Genomic DNA, 18,107 nt, shown 5'->3' with positions numbered 1-18,107 from the left:
TTATTAATTTATATCTGCTGTTACAGGGTTATTACTTGTGCTAAATCTGTAACCAACATTTCTAACAGTATCAATTACTGATTCAAACTCTGGTCCTAACTTTGAGCGCAGGCGCCTAATATGAACATCAACTGTTCTAGTGCCACCGAAGTAGTCATATCCCCAGATCTCTTGCAAAAGTTGTGACCTTGAGAAGACTCTGCCTGGGTGTTGGGCTAGGTATTTAAGTAGTTCAAACTCTTTAAAGGTTAGATCTAAAGTTCGCCCTTTAATTTTGGCTGTGTAAGAATCCTCATCAATTACTACATCACCTGATCTAATCTCTTTAAGAGAAGGATTCTTAGCAAGCTGATCAATTGCATCTTTGCCAATAACAATTCTTATTCGAGCATCTACCTCAGCAGGTCCTGCGGTATCAAGGATTACATCCGTAATACCCCAATCAGCATTAATAGCTGATAGGCCGCCCTCGGTAGTAACAATAATTAACGGTGTTGAGACACCGGTAGTAGTAATTAACTTTGTAAAAGATTTTGCTGTTGGTAGATCACGACGAGCATCAATGATTATGCAATCTGTAATTGGAGCATCTACTAAAACAGATGCTTCAGCAGGCAGGATTCGAACATCATGTTGTAGTAAACCCAGAGCTGGCAACACATCAGCGGATGCACCAGTTGAGTTAGTCAGCATTAGAATCTTTGCCATAAGAGTGGTAAGAATACACTCATGAGGACGCTGCCACTACTTGGTTTAATTTTGGTACTAACTAGCGTATTTGGCATTTACTACCGCTCTAAAAATGGGGTAATTCGCAAAAAACGTAGATTACATATTAGCCAGGCAGAGTTTGCTGGCAGCTATGGAAGTAGGGCCACTATCTTGATTTTCTCCACCACCTTCTGCACTCAGTGCCGGGCTGCTAAATCTTTAATCTCTGAGGTAATAAAAAATCAGGATGATATTTCATATGTAGAAGTAGATGCTGAATCTAATTTAGAGCTAGTTAGAAGAGTTGGGATTAGATCAACTCCAACTACCTTATTTTTAGATAGAGCCGGTTTTGAGATCGCTAGGGCAACTGGGGCGCCTAAGCGTGATCAATTAATAAAGGTGATTAGCGCTTTATAGATCCTGCAAATTACTCGCAAGAACAATCTGTTTAAATGATATAAAATATTCTCATGTTCTCTATACAACCTGTGTTTTTCACAAAGCGCCGCGTGATTGATTACGCCCGTGCTAAGGGTTGTATGTGTTGGCTAAGTAATTAATTGTAATAAAAATTAATTTATTTAATCCAACAACTTTAAAGGAGAAAAAAGTGTCAACTATTAATCAGGTATCAAAAAAAGCTATCCTAATCGATGCCAGAGGGCCTCGCTATAGCGCAGGGATTACAACTGTAGTACTGGCTCTTGCCTTAATATCAGAATCTGTTTATCTAATTGGATTTCAATTTGCAGTCTTTTTATCTACTGTTTTATTTGGACTACGCAAATCAATCTATGGTTTTATTTATCGAGGTCTAATCCAGCCAAGACTTAAAGGTCCTGTGCCGAGTGAGGATCAGCGTGCTCCTAGATTTGCGCAATTCATTGGCGCACTCTTTGCATTTGTGGCGTTACTAGGTGGTGTTAGCGGCAATAGCGCGGTGTTTTTAATTGCAACTAGCTTTGCGCTAGGAGCTGCCTTTTTAAATGCTGCCTTTGGTTTTTGCTTAGGATGTCAGATGTATTTAATCCTAGTTCGCTCATTTAAGCGTAGTTAAAGGTTAACTAGGTGATTTGCTGTGGTTTAGACTTAAGCCATGGCACATGAACTGCATGAAAAAGGTCTTCGTTTAACACCACAACGTGAGTTGGTATTAAGCGCGGTTAGATCATTAGGTCATGCAACACCGGAAGAAGTTGCGGAGAAAGTCCGCAGTACTCATCCTGGTATTAATCTTTCAACGGTATATCGAAACCTGGAAACTCTAGAAAATGTTGGTTTAGTCCTACACACTCACTTAGGTCATGGTGGCGCTACCTACCATGCAGCCGAGGAGCTAACTCATCTGCATTTAGTTTGCTCTGATTGCGGCGGGATAGGGGATGCCCCGATTGAGGCAGCTGCTAACTTTGTGAACACATTAAGTGATGATTACGGATTTAAAACAGATGTTACACACTTTGCTATTTATGGATTATGCGCGAAGTGCGCAGAAAAAAATGATCAAAAAAAGCGCACGGATGGTAAAACAAAATGAGCGCGGTCTTAGTTGAGTCAGGTCCTGATAAGGGTGCCATTTGGCATTTTGGTGAGCCAAATAAAGAACAAAAAGAGCTAGCAGCGGGGAACGCGTGGGCAGACCTTTCTCATCGCGGTGTTTTATCTGTTACAGGTAAAGATCGCCTTACTTGGTTGCACTCACTAACTACTCAACATCTTGAGCAACTGCCACCTGCAAAATGGGTTGACGCGTTAATACTTGATCCACAGGGGCATGTTATCGAGCAGTTGTTTTTAGTAGATGATGGCATAACTACCTGGATTCACACAGAAACAGCTCGCATTACGCCATTACTTGATTACTTAACTAAGATGAAATTTATGTTAGATGTTGATGTTAAAGATGAAAGTAGTAATTACGCAGTGTTAAGGGCGCCAGGTAAAAGTGATGAAATAGGTGGGCCATACGCACTTGTGCCAAGGAGTGAATTAACTGAAACAAAGGAAGCATTTAGCAAGTCTCATACCCAAGTTGGTATTTGGGCACTTGAAGCTTTAAGAGTGGCGCAAGGACGAGCAAGGTTGTTATTTGAAGTTGATCATAAATCTATTCCAAATGAATTAGGTTTTTTAAATAAAGCAGTGCATATGAATAAGGGCTGCTACCGTGGGCAAGAAACTGTGGCTAAGGTGTTTAATTTAGGACAACCACCTAGAAAGCTTGTGCTACTTCACTTAGATGGCTCTATGGTGGTTATGCCAGAAAATGGCGCTAAGTTATTTGATGGTGAAAAAGAGGTTGGCTTTATTGGCACCGTTGCCCGTCACTATGAGTTAGGCCCGATTGCGTTAGCTGTAATTAAGCGAAACACACCAGCTGATTGCGTTTTAATCGCAGATGGGGTGAGTGCTAACTGGGCGGAGTTATCACTTAAGACAAGTTAGGCTTATCTAATGGAGTTTTTCACAACCGGTTTGCTAATACTTATCAGCCTAATCTTTTCAATATATTTAATTACTAAGGGCGTGCGTGGAATGAAGAAGAGTATTAAAGAACTTAAAGAAGGGAAAAACTAATGGTGTTTTCTATTCCAGAAAATCTGCACCCAGAGTTAATGCCACTTGCTTGGCTAATCGGCACTTGGCGAGGAAAAGGTCGCTGTGAGTATCCAAATATAGAAGGCTTTGAGTTTGCTCAAGAGGTTTCATTTAATCAAGATGGGCAAGATCATTTAAATTACTTTTCAAGGACTTGGGTAATTGATAGTAATAGTGAGATTGTTAAACCATATGACAGTGAGGTTGGTTATTGGCGCCTGCGTGATAAAGAAGTTCTAGAAGTTGTCCTATCTCATAACTCAGGCACTAATGAAGGCTGGCTTGGATTAATACGAGGGCCAAAGATTCAACTCGCCATGGATAAGGCATATGAATCACCAAGTAAGAAAGCTATTGATTCTGGCTCTAGGTTATATGGATTAGTTGAGGGTCAATTATTCACCTCATTAGATGTTGGCAAAGATGGCCATGATCTTCAGGCTTATATGTGGTCATCCCTTGAGCGGGCAGGCTAGAAAATTCAGTAAAGAATTTGTAAGTTAGAATTAAGCCATGAAGCACAGCAAAAAATCACGCATTGCAACCTTAATGGTGCACAGCTCACCTCTTGATCAAGCAGGCGTGGGAGATGCTGGTGGAATGAATGTTTATGTAGTTGAGAGTGCTAAGAAGATGGCGCAATCTGGTGTTGGCGTAGATATTTTTACTAGAGCAAATCACACCAATCTGCCAGAGTCTGTTGAGATAGCAGAGGGTGTAAATGTTAAGCATTTAGTTGCAGGACCATTTGAAGGATTATCGAAAGAGGAGCTGCCTAGCCAATTAGGCGCATTAACTAGCTCATTTATGAATTATCAAAAAGAGTTACCAAATGATTACTATTCACTGCTTCATTCACATTACTGGATCTCAGGCCAACTAGGCTGGATGGTTAGTGAGCGAACTGGTATTCCATTAATTCACACCATGCACACCACCGCAAAGGTTAAAAACTTAAATCTTGCCCAGGGTGAAACACCTGAGCCACAAACTAGAGCAATAGGTGAAGAACAAGTTGTTAAAGCTTCCACTGGCTTAATTGCTAACACAGATGCTGAAGCAGCATCTTTAGTTTCACTCTATGATGCTTGTCCAGATAATGTTTTTGTAGTTGCCCCAGGTGTTGATTTACAAACTTTTGCGCCCGGTAGTGGTAAAGCATCTGCTCGGGTTAAATTAAATATTGCACCCGATGCCATCATGATTACCTTTGTTGGCCGTATTCAGCCTCATAAGGGCCCAGATGTATTACTTAGGGCAGCTGCAGAGATGATCTCTCACTCACCGCATCTTCGGGCAAAGCTTGCAGTTGTAATTATGGGTGGTGCCTCAGGAAGTAGTGATGAGCTTGAGAAAATTAAAACACTTGCAAAGTTTTTAAAGATCCAAGATGTTACCCACTTTATTAATCCTGTCCTTCGTGATCATTTAGCTGATTGGTATAGAGCAAGTGACTTAGTGTGTGTACCAAGTTACTCAGAATCTTTTGGCTTAGTAGCACTTGAAGCCCAAGCTTGTGGCACACCAGTTGTTGCAACTGCAATTGGCGGCCTTCGAACTGCAGTCTCTGATGGAATTTCAGGTTCATTAGTAGATGGACATGATCCAAAGGCATGGTCAGCCGTTATCTCTAGATTAATTACTGAGCCCGCCAGAAGGCTGTTGTTATCAATGGGCGCAGTTGAACATGCTTCCCACTTTGGTTGGGAGAACACCGCTAGAAAAACCTTAGATGTATATGACTGGGCGTTATCTAAACAAACTAGATCAAAACTACGGTTGGCAGGCGATGCTTGAGCCAGCTGCGGTAATTGATGATTTTCTTGCAAGCCATGATTTAAATTATGAGCAAAAGGATGAAAATACTTATCTCATAACGCTGCCTGGGGAAGCTAAACAACAAACACATTGCGCCCTAATTATTGGAGATCACTCGCTAAGTATTAACGCCTTTGTGATTAGAAAACCTGATGAGAATAAAGAGAAGGTTTATGAGTATTTACTTAATAAAAACGCCAGTATGTATTCAATTGCATTTGCTATTAATGAGTTAGGTGATATCTATTTAGTAGGCAGGCTGCCATTACCAGCTGTTAATGAACAAGAGATAGATCGCATACTAGGGGCCGTGCTGCAATATGCTGACTCATCCTTTAATCCACTACTTGAGTTAGGTTTTTCATCGGCCATAAGGCGTGAGTGGGCTTGGCGGGTTTCACGGGGTGAATCACTGGCTAATCTAAAAGCGTTTGAGCATATTATTTAAAACAGATTACTACCAGTAGTTAGTTATTTTAGTTTAAACCCTTTTGGACACTTAGGGTTAACACCACTTACTTTCTTAGTAGTTTTTCCTTTAACGCAACTTATGCTCTTCTTAGCACTAGTCGGTGGCGCAGTAACAGTAGGAGTTTTACTCTCTGCTGCAGTAACGGTAAGTGTTCCTCTACCTAGTACGTAATCACCACCTTTTGCCTCAGGAAATTTTGTGTAGTAAATGCGAAACACTCCGTTAGAACTTTCATAACCTGTTGGATCTAAACCAACTAAACCAGGGGTAGTTAGCATTTCAGGTGCACTCCAACTTAATCCATCCTTTGAGGTACTGATAAATAATTGTTGTTTTCTAGAGGAGGTACATGCGATATCTGCCATAATCATTACGTAATCATTTGCTTTAGCCCTTAAAATTTCAGTGTCAACATATCCGTTTTCAAATCGCCAGCCAGGCTCTTTAGTAAAACTTATGCCATCTGTTGATATATATGAAGCTATTTTTTCTAAACATTTACCAATCACTGGACTTTCAACTATATAAATTCTTACTCGCCCATCTGGAAGCAGTACTGCATCTGGTACTCCCCAGGCCCTAGTACTTGTTGGCACCTTCATATCTTCAGTTGTTGCTGTGCGAGTTCCAATGCCAGTGCAGTTTGCATCTAGGCATGGCGCTGAATAAACCTGCTGAGACTGTGGATCCATATCTTTAAAGTAAGCACGTTTAGATCCATTTGGGAAAGTAACAACTGTAAAATCAAAACCAAGACGACCAGTAAGACTTACTGGTGTACACACTCCAGCATCATTGCAATCACTTGCGATAGTTCCCTGCGCGCCATCTGCGCGCCAAACTCTATCTACGCCATTAATTCTCTCAACATGGGCGGATGCGCCATTCATACCTAATGTGACTGCATCTTCACTCATTCGCCAAGTTGATGCTTGAGCTACGGAAATGGATGAAAAAGTGGAAATAAACAATGCAAGAATAACAAGCCTAATAGTTGGTTTCATAAGAGAATTTTTATAGATTGTAGATATTTCTGTCAAGCATTACTTGGTTAAAATTCAGTAAAATATTCACAAATTACATGAGATAATTAGGCTATGAGTTACAAATTAATCCTTTTGCGTCATGGTGAGAGTGCATGGAATGCTAAGAACTTATTCACCGGCTGGGTTGATGTTGAGCTCTCAGATAAGGGACGTGGTGAGGCAGCTCGTGGTGGTCAGTTACTAAAAGAGGCAAACTTATTGCCAGATGTTCTTCACACATCTCTTCTAACTAGAGCGATTAACACAGCAGATATAGCACTCGTTAGTGCCGGCGTAGTGGGTATTCCAATAAAGCGCAGCTGGCGGCTTAATGAGCGACATTACGGAGCGCTGCAAGGAAAAGATAAGGCTGCAACTCTTAAGGAGTATGGCGAAGAACAATTTAAATTATGGCGCAGATCATTTGATACACCACCTCCACCTATTGCAGATGATGATCAGTACTCACAAAAAAATGATGCTAAGTATGCAAATTTAGGTGAGTCACTTCCTAAGACTGAGTGTTTAAAAGATGTAGTGGCTCGTGTTATCCCCTACCTAAATAATGAGATAAATAATGATCTAAAAAGTGGCAAGGTAGTTTTAATAACAGCGCACGGTAATTCAATTAGAGCAATTGTTAAGTATCTAGATAACATCTCTGATACTGATATTGCAGGCGTTAATATCCCAACTGGAATTCCACTTTTATATGAATTAAATGAGAGCTTTGAGCCAATTACTAAGGGTGGTAGGTATTTAGATCCAAAAGCTGCAGCCGATGCAATTGCAGCCGTTGCTAACCAAGGGCGCTAGAGACTGGCTTAAGAAAATTTACTCGCCCAGCCCATTGGCCAAGGGAAGGTTGAATTGGAGATTTTAAAATCTCTTCAAGTACAGTGGCGTAGATATCTCTAAAATCTGTGGTGATTGCTAAATCACCTTTGATTAAATATTTAAGTGATGGCTGATCACCGTAGTAGCCACCTTTAACGCCGTTACCAACAATAAATACTGGCCCAGATGTACCGTGATCAGTTCCTTGTGAGCCATTAGCAGCCACTCTTCTGCCAAACTCACTATAAATCATAATTGTTACATCCTCTGCTCTAGTTGTAGTTTTTAATTGAGACATAAACCGGGTGACAGAGTCTGAGACCACACCAAGTAAAGATGCTTGCGCATTTGCTTCATCGGCGTGAGTATCAAAGCCGCCAAGTGAGACTGACCATACTTTTGTAGGCGCATTAGCTGCAATTAACTTTCCTACAACATCTAGTTGTTGGGCTAGGTTGTTATCACCACCAGCATTTCCACCATTTATAGTTGGTAAATCAGGTGCGTTTAGTACTGGTGTTTTTAAAATAGGTTGAACAGTTTCTGAAAGATTAAACAGATTACGCATTGATGTTGCAGCTGCTGCCATTAACTTTGATTCACCTTTTAGAGGCTGTGAGAGCTGAGCACATTTGTTAGCCAAAGAACCAGTTGGCACAACTAAGCCACCAAGGGGAAGGGCTGAACCTGATCGTTTAGCACCAGCTAGTAATGGTGGTAATACTGAACCAAGTGATATTGCAAGAAGTGGATCCTCTGGTTGGGAATCAATCCAACGACCTAACCAACCAGTATTTATATTTCGATCAGGAGAGCCTGTTTGCCACTTTGCCATTGATGAAAAGTGTGAGTAATCAGGGTTTGGATATCCAACCCCGCGAATAATTGCTACTTTGTTTTGATCCCATAAACCTTTTAATCCTTTCATGGCAGGATTTAATGCTAACTCTGAGTCAAGTGGCAGCATGTTTTCTGCTTTATAAGAAACTTCCGGACGGGACGAGTAGTAAGTTGAATCTGTATAAGGAATTAAAGTATTAATCCCATCATTTCCACCATATAAAGTAATTAGCACAAGAATTGGAGTCTTTGGCGGCAGCGGGCGGCTGATAGCAGCAGCTGCAATATCTTCAATACTAAGTAATGGCGCAAATAAGCCAGTTGCAATTGAGCCACCGGTGTATTGCAAAAACTTACGGCGTGTAACTTTAAGCATACTTACTCCTTTTCTTTAGATTAAGCACTGACAACATATTCCGGGCTACATAACGCTAAAAGTGCGAATTGCTCAGGATCGGATGAAACTGAGTTTAAAGTTGATTTAGTCCGCTCACTCCATTGATAAACACCTAGCCAGTTTTGACTCTCAGTAACTCTATTGCCCACAGGAATACTTTTTAGTGCTTGTAATTTACTTCTTTTAATTAGCCAATTTGCAAAATCAATTCGATAGAGCGAGCTTGCAGAGCTAAGCCATGCTGATTCAGCTGGCCATCCGCCGACATTAGGAGGTGCGAATGGAACTTGTCCTAATTTGTCTAAATAATTAAATAACCTGCCACTAGTCTCAAGTTTTGAAGGAACTAGCTCTAGTGCGCGGCAGGTAGCTACAAACCATTCAACTGGGGATTTAACTAATTCATACTTTGGATTTGCTAGTAAATTTGATCTAGCAGCAGCAGTAATAGCTGGGTAAATTTCACGTTTTGAAAAGGCTTTTTTAGCAACAAAATTAGCAGGCATCGGCTCAGTACTTGAGATAAAGCGATACCAAATTCGCTCTGCTATAAAATTTTCACAATCAGGTCTATCAACTAAAAAGTCAGATAATGTCTCACCTGTGAAGGTACTAGTAGTCCCTAAGATGCTGATAGCACTTGTGTCTTGACGCTTTTGATTTAATGTAACTAGGCCATTACTTCTAACAACTTGATACCCAGTTAGCGCCCGAGCAGCTGCTTTCACATCATCTTCGCTATAGCGATTAACACCTATTGTGAAAAGCTCCATTAATTCGCGTCCTAAATTTTCATTAGGGGATTTAACGCTATTAGTTTGTCCATCTAGCCAAATTTGTAGCGCGCCATCATTAACCATTGCCCGCGACATCACCTTAAAATTACCAAGTGAATTAGCACGCAGAGTTTGATTTTGTTTATACATCACTAGTGGAAAATCAACTTTTTTTATTGAGGTAGCCCAGTGACCGTGCCAAAACCAAGTCATTTTTTCTTTTAGGCCGTAATTTCCTAAAACCATTCGGTCAAGCCACCAAAGGGTTAGTTGATCTCTATCATTTCTGAGCGACGTAGCAAAATCAATAATTTCAGCAGAGTTTGGTTTAGGACGTGGGCCTAAATCATTTAGGGTGAGATCCTTAGTCTCGTTAAGTCCTGGGTCATTTTCAGAAATTTTAAGAATTTTATTTTGTGTTTTCTTTAATCCTGCTTTTAGGTCTGCGGAAAATTCACCAGGCTTTGGGCCAAATCCAAAACGATTGTAGAGGCGGCTAATTTCTAGGCGATTTTTTTCCATAATCAATGCTAGCCTGACTGAAGGTTAAGTCAGAGAAAACTAAGTGAACTATAGTTGTATTCTAAGCATTGACTTAAAACTAGGATCATTGTTTTGCGTAAGCTCCAGTTACTAAGAAATAAACTCGGCGGGCGATAGAAACAGCGTGGTCAGCGCATCTCTCGTAGTAGCGAGCAAGTAGAGTCATATCAATTGCAGTTTCAATCCCATGCTTCCAATTTGGATCAAGTAGGGTCTGAATAATCTTGCGATGTAGCGCGTCAATTGCATCATCATCATCTTCAAGCTCAAGTGCTTTATCAATATCTTTATTCTCAATTACATTGGTCATTTTAGAAATAATTTGAACACAAACTCTGCCCATTTCCTCAATTGTTAAAGATAACTCAGGTGGCACAGCAGTTGCTGGATAACGCATACGAGCAGATTTTGCGATGTGATGGGCTAGATCACCCATTCTCTCAAGGTCAGCGCTCATTCGTAGCGAGCTAACAAGGGTGCGAAGATCTGAGGCAACAGGGCCTTGGCGGGCAATTAAATTAATTGTTCTAGCATCTAACTCATGTTGAATCTCATCAACTACAGAATCTTCAGCAATTACTCGCTCAGCGAGAGCTAGATCAGCGGTGAGTAGTGCGGTAGTGGCATTTTCCATAGCAGTTTTAACAAGGCCTGCCATCTGCACTAATGTGGCAGATACGGAATTTAACTCTTCTTGAAATTGCTCACGCATTGGCTAACGGTAGTCCCAAAAGCCATATCGTGCGGGGAGGTGAGTGAACAGGTCTTTAATAATTGGTTAAAACTAGGGATATTGCCAGTAATTTTGTAGATCTGGTTAACCAGATGCGTAACTAACTCCTACCATAAGGGGGTGATCTGGCGGTTTAATCAAAGGCAGGAAAGTGATACCGCCAACTCTAAAATTCAAAGTGATTTATCTACCCAAAGTTTTGATTTACTACATGCAATCGATGCTGAATCAATTGTTATTACCGCAAGTGATCAAGTTATCTATTATTCAGAAGGAATTACAACATTTAATTTAATAAAAGATGAACGTATTTTAAATAAAGAGTTAAGTAATCTAATTAGAGCAGTTCGAAGAAGCGGCTCACAACAAGATGCCACTATTGAATTACCTAGAGGACCAATTGGTGCTGGTACGCATGATCTATTAGTGCGAGTAACTTCAATGGGTGATGCTGGCCTAATTGCAATATTAATTTTTGATGATAGTGAGATGCGCAGATTAGACTCAATTCGCCGAGATTTTGTGGCAAATATTTCACATGAGCTAAAGACGCCAATTGGCGCTTTATCCATCTTAAGTGAGGCAGTTTTAGAAGCAAGTAATGATCCAGAGGCAATTGCAAAGTTTGCCTCCCGTATGCAATCTGAGGCAAAGCGATTATCTGAACTAGTTCAAGAGATTATTAATCTATCAAGGCTGCAAGATGATGATCCACTTAAAAATGGAAAGCTAGTTAATGTTTCTGAAGTAGTACATGAAGCAGTTGATCAATCAAGATTAAATGCTGAGAAGCGTAAAATTACTCTTCTATTTGAGGAAATTAATCCAGCCATTATTAATGGCGACCGTAATCAGGTGACAATGGCTATTCATAACCTAATTGAAAATGCTATCAACTACAGCCCTGATTCAACTAGAGTGGCCATTACATTAAAGGTGACAGATGGGATTGCTGAAGTTGCAGTATCTGATCAAGGAATTGGAATACCAGAGAAAGATTTAGAGCGAATTTTTGAACGTTTCTATCGAGTAGATCCAGCTAGATCTCGCTTAACTGGTGGCACCGGTCTTGGTTTATCAATTGTTAAACATATTGCTACAAATCACGGTGGAGATGTTTCACTTTGGTCTGTTGAAGGCGCCGGTAGCACATTTACAATCAGATTCCCATTAAGTTCAAGTAACTTAACCTCAGATCAAAGCAAGAGTGAAGGTAAAAAATGACGAAGATATTACTTGTTGAAGATGAAGCATCGTTTTCAGAGGCACTCTCCTATGTATTAGGCAAAGAGGGCTTTGAGGTTGTGTTAGCAGATACTGGAGATGGCGCTATTGCAGCTTTTGATAAGGGCGGGGCTGATCTTGTATTACTAGATCTTATGTTGCCTGGTTTATCAGGCACTGAGGTGTGTAAACAATTACGTTCTAGATCTGATGTGCCAATTATTATGCTTACTGCAAAAGATACTGAGGTAGATAAAGTTGTTGGACTAGAACTTGGCGCTGATGATTATGTAACAAAGCCATATTCAAAGGCAGAGTTAGTGGCGCGTATTAAAGCTGTTCTTCGCCGGCAAGGTGATGTTTCAAATCCACAAGAGGGCGTAATTACGGCAGGCCCAGTTCGAATTGATGTGGAGCGACATCAAGTGAATATAAACAATGAGTTAATCTCACTTCCTCTTAAAGAGTTTGAATTACTTGAATTTCTAGTTCGCAACAGCGGGCGAGTACTTACTCGCGCGCAGTTAATTGATCGAGTATGGGGCTCTGATTACTTTGGTGATACTAAAACCTTAGATGTCCATGTGAAGCGATTGCGCGCAAAGATTGAATCTGATCCAGCTAATCCAGTTTATATTCAGACCATTAGAGGTCTTGGGTATAAGTTTGAAAACTAAAGTATTTAAAGCTTAATTAACTCTAACTAAATCTTTAAAAAAACCTTCACTATTTAGCACTAATGCATCAACTGTTACTGGCGATGCTGTTGCAAAAGTAAAAGTAACAGGGATGCGCTCACCAGCTACTTTATTTAAACCAGGGATATAAGCATCAGCATTTGCACTATCTCCAACAAAGATTACTGGCTTATTTTTTACTAAATCAAAGCTGGGCGCAGATAGTGTGGCAGGTATGTTATTAATACTAATTCCGGTAATTGCGTCCGGTTCATCTGACCAACTAACTAAGGTGCCAACTAGTACAGCATCATTAGCATCAGTTTTAACTATTAACACATTACGTAATCTAATTTCAGCACTCTGTGCCTCAACACCATCAGTTACCTGCTTAAAATTTCTAGTAACTGCATTTTGACCAGAACCACAACTTGTAACAGCTGTTGAAATAATTAAAAGTGCTATAAGTCTTTTTAAAGTGGTGGCCATGGTTAAAGGTTATCTAAAGGTGTGAAATAACCTAAAAATAAGGGGCAATCTATGGGGGTGAATTGGGTCGCAAAATGCTGGTATTATTAGCCCCTATCGAAAGGCCTTTTCCTCTTATGACATTTAAAGTTGGCGAAACCGTTGTCTATCCACATCACGGAGCAGCACAGATTCAGGCAATTGAGAAGCGCATAATCAAAGGTGAAGAGAAGGTATATCTAGTTTTAAAGGTCACCCAAGGTGATCTAACAGTTCGCGTTCCAGCTGAGAACATTGATTTAGTAGGCGTTAGAGATGTTGTAGACAGCGCCGGTCTTGATCGAGTATTTAACGTATTACGCCAGCCATATACAGAGGAGCCAACTAACTGGTCTCGTCGTTATAAAGCAAATGTTGAAAAACTAGCCTCTGGTGATGTTATTAAGGTGGCAGAAGTTGTTAGAGATTTATATCGCCGCGATTTAGATCGTGGATTATCCGCTGGTGAGAAGCGAATGCTTGCAAAGGCAAAGCAGATTTTAGTTTCTGAATTAGCACTAGCTGAGCGAACTGATGAAGAAAAAGCAGCGACCTTACTAGATGAGGTACTCGCCTCTTAATTGGCAGTAACTAACTGTCATGATTAAAAAAACTGCGGCAATAATTGCAGCAGCAGGTGCTGGAAATAGATTAGCTGCCACACTTCCTAAAGCACTTGTTAAATTAGTTGATAAAACCTTAGTTGAACATGCAGTAGCAGCCTTATCACCAGTTGCAGAACTTATTATTATTACCGCACCCGCCGGTTTTGAAGATCAATTCTCAAATCTCTTAGGTGATCAGGTGAAAGTTATTACCGGAGGCGTGTTACGCAGTGACAGTATTCGAATTGCGCTAACGCACATTCCAGAAAATTATGAGTATGTATTAGTCCATGATGGCGCCCGCGCTCTTGCAACAACTGATCTTGCTAATTCGGTTTTAACTCAGTTATTAAAAGGTGAGCAAGCAGTAATTCCAGCACTTGATGTTATTGACACCATTAAAGAAGTTGATAGTAATAACTATGTTAGAAATACTTTAAATAGATCATCGCTAAGGGCCGTGCAGACCCCACAAGGTTTTACTAGATCTGTTTTAGCACGAGCACATCAGGCCTCAGAGGATGCAACAGATGATGCAGCTTTAGTTGAAGCACTAGGCATTGCAGTAAAGGTAGTACCGGGTGAGATTAGAGCACTTAAGATAACTACAAAATCAGATTTGGCAGCTGCTACTCAAGTACTTCTACCAAATACCCAAAAACAAATACGAGTTGGTATTGGAACTGATACTCACGCATTTAGTGATGATAAAAATAAAAAGCTATCACTAGCAGGATTAATTTGGGAAAATGAAACTGGTTTAGATGGCCACTCTGACGCTGATGTGGCATCTCATGCTATTTGTGACGCGCTCTTATCTGCTGCAGATCTTGGTGATTTAGGAAGTAACTTTGGCGTTGGCGATGCTAAATATGCTGGCGTAAGTGGTAGCCAGTTACTAAGTGAGACGCTTACAAAAATAACCTCTGCAGGTTTTGTTATCGAGAATGTATCTGTGCAGATTATTGGTAACAGACCAAAGATTGCCCCAAGACGTGGTGAAGCAATAACGGCATTATCTAAAGCATTAGGAGGCGCTTTGGTCTCAGTATCTGCGACCTCAACAGATAATTTGGGCTTTACCGGTGAAGGTAAAGGCTTATCAGCGATAGCAACAGCGTTAATAGTTAGTGCGTAAAGGTAAAATTAAATAATGAGCGCACTTAATTTATATGACACAAAAAGCAGAGTTATCGCACCATTTAAACCTTTAAAAAAAGGTGAGGTTGGAATTTATCTATGTGGCGCCACTGTGCAAGCTCCACCTCATATTGGTCATATTAGAAGTGGTGTTAACTTTGATATTCTGCGTCGCTGGCTAATCACTTCAGGTTTTAATGTAACTTTTGTTAGAAATGTAACTGATATTGATGACAAGATTTTACATAAAGCTGTTCATGAGGAGATTCCTTGGTGGCAAGTTGCAATGAAATATGAGCGGGCCTTTACTGATGCGTATAACGTATTAAATGTATTACCGCCTACCTATGAGCCAAGAGCTACTGGTCATATCACTCAAATGATTGAGTTAATGCAAAAACTAATTGAAAATGGTTCTGCTTACGCACCCGGTAATGGTGATGTTTATCTAGAAGTAAGAAAACTAAAAGAGTATTTAACTTTATCTAATCAAAAACTTGATGATCTGCAATCTAGTGAGGATGCAGATTCAACATTTAAAAAAGATCCAAAGGATTTTGCATTATGGAAAGCTGCTAAAAAAGGTGATCCAGCATGGCCAACTCCTTGGGGTGCTGGCAGGCCTGGTTGGCATCTTGAGTGTTCAGCGATGGCGCATGCATACCTTGGTGAGGCTTTTGATATTCATGGCGGCGGATTAGATTTAATTTTTCCACACCATGAAAATGAGATTTCTCAATCAAATGCTGCTGGTTATAAATTTGCAAATACTTGGATGCATAATGCGTGGGTAACAACAAGTGGTGAAAAAATGAGTAAATCATTAGGAAATTCACTACAAGTTGTTGAGATATTAAAAAAAGTACGTGGCATTGAACTTCGTTGGTATCTTGGCAGTGCGCATTATCGAAGCATGCTGGAGTTTTCCTTTGAAGCACTTAATGAATCTGCAACCGCTTTTAAGCGAATTGAGGCATTTTTAAGTAGGGCAGAAAGTGTTATTGGAAAAGAGATTGAAATAGTAATTGCGGATGAGTTTGCTAACGCAATGAATGATGATTTAGCAGTGCCTCAGGGTTTAGCTTTTATTGCAGAGAGTATGCGAATTGGTAATTCAGCAGGGGATGATAAGAAAGTATTAGCAAAAACAGCTGGTGAAATTCGAGGAGCACTTTCAATATTAGGTTGTGATCCAAAGGATACCGCCTTTGCAAAAGATAAATCAAATGATGCAGCGATGGATGGACTTATTAAATTAGCGCTAGCACAGCGTGAAGCAGCACGGGAGCGAAAAGATTTCAAAGCAGCGGATGAAATACGTGATCAGATAGCATCCCTTGGTATTACAGTAGAAGACACAACTAATGGTCCAAGGTGGAGTTATTGATGAAGCCAGGTAAAGCGCGTAAGGATCGACCAAAAGGACCAAAGTCTTTTTCAAGAAGTGGTAGTAAAAGAGTTGAACGCTCTGCTGTAGCGCGCCCTGAGAAAAGAGATAATCGTATAAAAGATAAACGTGATGATAGAAGATCTGAAAAAAGAGATGATCGAAAAGGTTTTAAAAAACCGGTAAGGGTAAATGATCGAGAGTTAAAGCGTGATGATCGAAGACCAGAGCGAAGTGAAAAAAGATTTGATCGAAAACAATTTTCGCAAGATGCAGTTGCTGGTAAGAACAGCGTGGTTGAGGCACTTAGAGCAAAGGTGCCAGCAAAAGAGTTAATCGTGGCGATGAAAGTTGAGATCGATGAAAAAATCTCAGAAGCTATCAGACTTGCTAAAAATTCAGATCTTCCAATTAAAGAGATGCCAAGGCGAGCACTTGAAGATTTAACAGGAAGTGCTAATCATCAAGGTATCGCGCTCGTTATAAAGCCATTTAATTACACAGAGTTTTCAAAGCTGCTCGCAAATGCTAAAAAACCAATGATGTTAATAGGACTTGATGGGATAACAGATCCGCATAATCTTGGCGCTGTTGTTAGATCAGCGGCTGCATTTAACGCAGATGGAGTAGTTATTCCAGAGCGGCGCAATGCAGCAATGACTGGCTCTGCCTGGAAGGCATCAGCTGGCGCAGCAGCGCGAATGCCAATCTCACAAGTTACTAATCTAGTTAGATCAATTGAAGATGCTAAAAAAGCTGGATGTTTTGTTGTTGGTTTAGATGCTGAGGCTGATACCAGTTTGGCAAAGATGAATCTAGCAAGTGAATCAATTTTTATTATTGTAGGTAGTGAAGGTAAGGGATTATCTAGATTAGTTAGAGAAAAATGTGATCTAGTGGTTTCAATTCCAATGCAATCCTCAGTTGAATCTTTAAATGCCAGCGTGGCAACTGCAATAGTTATGTACCAGGTTGCGGCAGAAAGAAGTAAGTAAATGCAATACACCCGCTTTATTGCCTTAGGTGATTCAATGACTGAGGGTATGAATGATGAGGTGATAAATGGAAAGTATCGAGGTTGGGCTGATCGGGTAGCTGATGGTTTGGCAAAGAACGAAGCAGGTTTTACATATTTAAATTTAGCAATTAGAGGAAAATTACTTAATCAAGTAGTAACAGATCAAATTCCAAGTGCGCTTAAATTTATTGAAGGCAGGCAGACTCTAGTTTCATTTCATGCCGGAGCCAATGATGTATTACGGCCAACTTATGACCCACAATTTTCACTTCCTCAGTATGAGAGAGGTATTAAAGAGTTAACTGATGCTGGAGCTACAGTGATTATCTTTACCGTAGTAGATAAGGTTGAAGGAAAAGGGAAAATAGCCAAGCTTTGGCATGAAAGATTTAGTGCCTTTAACGATCACGTGAGAATAGTTGCAAGTAAGTATCCAACAATTTTATTTGAAGGTAAAAAGGCAGAGTTTTTAAATACTCAAAGTTTTTTATCCTCCGATAGATTACATATGAATTCAGAAGGTCATAGAAGATTAGCTAATGCAGTTTTAGAAGGTTTAGGTTATGAGTTTGATCCAAATTGGAACAGTAATATCCCGCTTGGTAATGGTAAAAAAATATCTATTAAACCTTTATCTAATATCGCTTGGGTAGTTACTTTCTTAATTCCGTGGATTTGGCGCAGGCTGCGAGGAAAATCCTCTGGTGATGGTAGAAAAGCGAAGCATTCTGAGCCAATTATTTGGCCTGCACGCTGAGTTAGCCTTCTGATTACCACCCGTTAACCTTTATAAAGC

General features: G+C 40.2%; 21 protein-coding genes. 15 read left to right on the top strand and 6 right to left on the bottom strand.

Translation table 11 applies throughout. The features are described from left to right. Window positions 1–3: 3 nt before the first annotated feature. Window positions 4–708, bottom strand: coding sequence for a winged helix-turn-helix transcriptional regulator (locus tag B1sIIB91_RS05435; protein ID WP_095688566.1), 705 nt, complete (start codon window positions 706–708; stop codon window positions 4–6). A gap of 21 nt (window positions 709–729) precedes the next feature. Between B1sIIB91_RS05435 and B1sIIB91_RS05430 the strand changes: the two genes are divergently transcribed. From B1sIIB91_RS05430 to B1sIIB91_RS05400, 7 genes are all read left to right on the top strand, one after another. Next, on the top strand, window positions 730–1,131 hold the full coding sequence (locus tag B1sIIB91_RS05430) for a thioredoxin family protein (protein ID WP_095688565.1): 402 nt from the start codon (window positions 730–732) through the stop codon (window positions 1,129–1,131). Between the two features lie 193 nt (window positions 1,132–1,324). Then, entirely contained in the window at window positions 1,325–1,771 is a 447-nt protein-coding gene (locus tag B1sIIB91_RS05425; protein ID WP_095688564.1) for a DUF4395 domain-containing protein, read from the top strand. 39 nt (window positions 1,772–1,810) lie between these two features. Beyond that, window positions 1,811–2,251, top strand: coding sequence for a Fur family transcriptional regulator (locus B1sIIB91_RS05420; RefSeq protein ID WP_095688563.1), 441 nt, complete (start codon window positions 1,811–1,813; stop codon window positions 2,249–2,251). Next, entirely contained in the window at window positions 2,248–3,159 is a 912-nt protein-coding gene (ygfZ, locus tag B1sIIB91_RS05415; protein WP_095688562.1) for a CAF17-like 4Fe-4S cluster assembly/insertion protein YgfZ, read from the top strand. Before B1sIIB91_RS05420 ends, ygfZ begins: the two co-directional genes overlap by 4 nt. A gap of 131 nt (window positions 3,160–3,290) precedes the next feature. Beyond that, the gene (locus B1sIIB91_RS05410; protein ID WP_095688561.1) at window positions 3,291–3,788 is read left to right on the top strand and encodes a heme-binding beta-barrel domain-containing protein; all 498 of its coding nucleotides are present in this window, start codon (window positions 3,291–3,293) and stop codon (window positions 3,786–3,788) included. Between the two features lie 37 nt (window positions 3,789–3,825). Next, window positions 3,826–5,109: a D-inositol-3-phosphate glycosyltransferase gene (mshA, locus tag B1sIIB91_RS05405; protein ID WP_095688560.1), complete on the top strand. Its 1,284-nt coding sequence runs from the start codon at window positions 3,826–3,828 to the stop codon at window positions 5,107–5,109. After that, window positions 5,102–5,578, top strand: coding sequence for a type III secretion system chaperone family protein (locus B1sIIB91_RS05400; protein WP_095688559.1), 477 nt, complete (start codon window positions 5,102–5,104; stop codon window positions 5,576–5,578). The genes mshA and B1sIIB91_RS05400 overlap by 8 nt, the downstream gene beginning before the upstream one ends. A gap of 23 nt (window positions 5,579–5,601) precedes the next feature. On the opposite strand, the gene B1sIIB91_RS05395 is transcribed toward B1sIIB91_RS05400, so the two are convergent. Then, window positions 5,602–6,606 carry a hypothetical protein gene (locus B1sIIB91_RS05395; protein WP_223298595.1) on the bottom strand — a complete coding sequence of 335 codons (1,005 nt, stop codon included), beginning with the start codon at window positions 6,604–6,606 and terminating at the stop codon, window positions 5,602–5,604. Window positions 6,607–6,699: 93 nt separating this feature from the next. Here B1sIIB91_RS05395 and B1sIIB91_RS05390 point away from each other — a divergent pair, with 93 nt between their 5' ends. Beyond that, the gene (locus B1sIIB91_RS05390; protein ID WP_095688558.1) at window positions 6,700–7,443 is read left to right on the top strand and encodes a phosphoglyceromutase; all 744 of its coding nucleotides are present in this window, start codon (window positions 6,700–6,702) and stop codon (window positions 7,441–7,443) included. Here B1sIIB91_RS05390 and B1sIIB91_RS05385 read toward each other — a convergent pair. From B1sIIB91_RS05385 to phoU, 3 genes are all read right to left on the bottom strand, one after another. Beyond that, window positions 7,427–8,680: a DUF1501 domain-containing protein gene (locus tag B1sIIB91_RS05385; protein WP_095688557.1), complete on the bottom strand. Its 1,254-nt coding sequence runs from the start codon at window positions 8,678–8,680 to the stop codon at window positions 7,427–7,429. The genes B1sIIB91_RS05390 and B1sIIB91_RS05385 overlap by 17 nt on opposite strands. 20 nt (window positions 8,681–8,700) lie before the next feature. Further along, window positions 8,701–9,999 carry a DUF1800 domain-containing protein gene (locus B1sIIB91_RS05380; RefSeq protein ID WP_095688556.1) on the bottom strand — a complete coding sequence of 433 codons (1,299 nt, stop codon included), beginning with the start codon at window positions 9,997–9,999 and terminating at the stop codon, window positions 8,701–8,703. 85 nt (window positions 10,000–10,084) lie between these two features. Next, complete coding sequence (gene phoU / locus B1sIIB91_RS05375; protein ID WP_095688555.1) at window positions 10,085–10,732, bottom strand: phosphate signaling complex protein PhoU; 648 nt, start codon at window positions 10,730–10,732, stop codon at window positions 10,085–10,087. A 141-nt stretch (window positions 10,733–10,873) separates the two neighbouring features. Between phoU and B1sIIB91_RS05370 the strand changes: the two genes are divergently transcribed. Both B1sIIB91_RS05370 and B1sIIB91_RS05365 read left to right on the top strand, forming a co-directional pair. Continuing rightward, window positions 10,874–11,977 carry a sensor histidine kinase gene (locus B1sIIB91_RS05370; protein ID WP_095688554.1) on the top strand — a complete coding sequence of 368 codons (1,104 nt, stop codon included), beginning with the start codon at window positions 10,874–10,876 and terminating at the stop codon, window positions 11,975–11,977. Beyond that, entirely contained in the window at window positions 11,974–12,654 is a 681-nt protein-coding gene (locus B1sIIB91_RS05365; RefSeq protein ID WP_095688553.1) for a response regulator transcription factor, read from the top strand. Before B1sIIB91_RS05370 ends, B1sIIB91_RS05365 begins: the two co-directional genes overlap by 4 nt. Window positions 12,655–12,666: 12 nt before the next feature. On the opposite strand, the gene B1sIIB91_RS05360 is transcribed toward B1sIIB91_RS05365, so the two are convergent. Further along, window positions 12,667–13,143, bottom strand: coding sequence for a hypothetical protein (locus B1sIIB91_RS05360; protein WP_095688552.1), 477 nt, complete (start codon window positions 13,141–13,143; stop codon window positions 12,667–12,669). Window positions 13,144–13,259: 116 nt separating this feature from the next. Between B1sIIB91_RS05360 and B1sIIB91_RS05355 the strand changes: the two genes are divergently transcribed. The 5 genes from B1sIIB91_RS05355 to B1sIIB91_RS05335 are packed head-to-tail and all read left to right on the top strand — an operon-like array spanning window position 13,260 to window position 18,068. Next, complete coding sequence (locus B1sIIB91_RS05355) at window positions 13,260–13,742, top strand: CarD family transcriptional regulator (RefSeq protein WP_095688698.1); 483 nt, start codon at window positions 13,260–13,262, stop codon at window positions 13,740–13,742. A 19-nt stretch (window positions 13,743–13,761) separates the two neighbouring features. Further along, window positions 13,762–14,904, top strand: a complete 1,143-nt coding sequence (ispD, locus tag B1sIIB91_RS05350) for a 2-C-methyl-D-erythritol 4-phosphate cytidylyltransferase (protein ID WP_095688551.1) — start codon at window positions 13,762–13,764, stop codon at window positions 14,902–14,904. A 15-nt stretch (window positions 14,905–14,919) separates the two neighbouring features. After that, the gene (gene cysS / locus B1sIIB91_RS05345; protein ID WP_095688550.1) at window positions 14,920–16,293 is read left to right on the top strand and encodes a cysteine--tRNA ligase; all 1,374 of its coding nucleotides are present in this window, start codon (window positions 14,920–14,922) and stop codon (window positions 16,291–16,293) included. Beyond that, window positions 16,293–17,288: a 23S rRNA (guanosine(2251)-2'-O)-methyltransferase RlmB gene (gene rlmB, locus B1sIIB91_RS05340; RefSeq protein ID WP_095688549.1), complete on the top strand. Its 996-nt coding sequence runs from the start codon at window positions 16,293–16,295 to the stop codon at window positions 17,286–17,288. The genes cysS and rlmB overlap by 1 nt, the downstream gene beginning before the upstream one ends. Then, window positions 17,289–18,068 (top strand): SGNH/GDSL hydrolase family protein, encoded by a 780-nt coding sequence (locus B1sIIB91_RS05335; RefSeq protein WP_095688548.1) that lies wholly within the window; start codon window positions 17,289–17,291, stop codon window positions 18,066–18,068. Window positions 18,069–18,107: the final 39 nt, after the last annotated feature.

The sequence above is a fragment of the Candidatus Nanopelagicus abundans genome (genome assembly GCF_002288305.1).
Taxonomy (GTDB): domain Bacteria; phylum Actinomycetota; class Actinomycetes; order Nanopelagicales; family Nanopelagicaceae; genus Nanopelagicus; species Nanopelagicus abundans.
The sequence above is the reverse complement of the archived record's forward strand: the minus strand, read 5'-3'. Positions and strand labels throughout refer to the sequence as shown.

Excerpts from the sequence above, each read along its gene's own strand:
- B1sIIB91_RS05365 (WP_095688553.1), top strand. The coding sequence starts at position 11,974 with ATGACGAAGATATTACTTGTTGAAGATGAAGCATCGTTTTCAGAGGCA.
- B1sIIB91_RS05410 (WP_095688561.1), top strand. The coding sequence starts at position 3,291 with ATGGTGTTTTCTATTCCAGAAAATCTGCACCCAGAGTTAATGCCACTT.
- B1sIIB91_RS05385 (WP_095688557.1), bottom strand. The coding sequence starts at position 8,680 with ATGCTTAAAGTTACACGCCGTAAGTTTTTGCAATACACCGGTGGCTCA.
- cysS (WP_095688550.1), top strand. The coding sequence starts at position 14,920 with ATGAGCGCACTTAATTTATATGACACAAAAAGCAGAGTTATCGCACCA.
- B1sIIB91_RS05420 (WP_095688563.1), top strand. The coding sequence starts at position 1,811 with ATGGCACATGAACTGCATGAAAAAGGTCTTCGTTTAACACCACAACGT.
- B1sIIB91_RS05380 (WP_095688556.1), bottom strand. The coding sequence starts at position 9,999 with ATGGAAAAAAATCGCCTAGAAATTAGCCGCCTCTACAATCGTTTTGGA.
- ispD (WP_095688551.1), top strand. The coding sequence starts at position 13,762 with ATGATTAAAAAAACTGCGGCAATAATTGCAGCAGCAGGTGCTGGAAAT.
- B1sIIB91_RS05435 (WP_095688566.1), bottom strand. The coding sequence starts at position 708 with ATGGCAAAGATTCTAATGCTGACTAACTCAACTGGTGCATCCGCTGAT.
- B1sIIB91_RS05430 (WP_095688565.1), top strand. The coding sequence starts at position 730 with ATGAGGACGCTGCCACTACTTGGTTTAATTTTGGTACTAACTAGCGTA.
- phoU (WP_095688555.1), bottom strand. The coding sequence starts at position 10,732 with ATGCGTGAGCAATTTCAAGAAGAGTTAAATTCCGTATCTGCCACATTA.
- B1sIIB91_RS05400 (WP_095688559.1), top strand. The coding sequence starts at position 5,102 with ATGCTTGAGCCAGCTGCGGTAATTGATGATTTTCTTGCAAGCCATGAT.
- B1sIIB91_RS05360 (WP_095688552.1), bottom strand. The coding sequence starts at position 13,143 with ATGGCCACCACTTTAAAAAGACTTATAGCACTTTTAATTATTTCAACA.
- B1sIIB91_RS05390 (WP_095688558.1), top strand. The coding sequence starts at position 6,700 with ATGAGTTACAAATTAATCCTTTTGCGTCATGGTGAGAGTGCATGGAAT.
- rlmB (WP_095688549.1), top strand. The coding sequence starts at position 16,293 with ATGAAGCCAGGTAAAGCGCGTAAGGATCGACCAAAAGGACCAAAGTCT.
- B1sIIB91_RS05355 (WP_095688698.1), top strand. The coding sequence starts at position 13,260 with ATGACATTTAAAGTTGGCGAAACCGTTGTCTATCCACATCACGGAGCA.
- mshA (WP_095688560.1), top strand. The coding sequence starts at position 3,826 with ATGAAGCACAGCAAAAAATCACGCATTGCAACCTTAATGGTGCACAGC.
- B1sIIB91_RS05335 (WP_095688548.1), top strand. The coding sequence starts at position 17,289 with ATGCAATACACCCGCTTTATTGCCTTAGGTGATTCAATGACTGAGGGT.
- ygfZ (WP_095688562.1), top strand. The coding sequence starts at position 2,248 with ATGAGCGCGGTCTTAGTTGAGTCAGGTCCTGATAAGGGTGCCATTTGG.
- B1sIIB91_RS05395 (WP_223298595.1), bottom strand. The coding sequence starts at position 6,606 with ATGAAACCAACTATTAGGCTTGTTATTCTTGCATTGTTTATTTCCACT.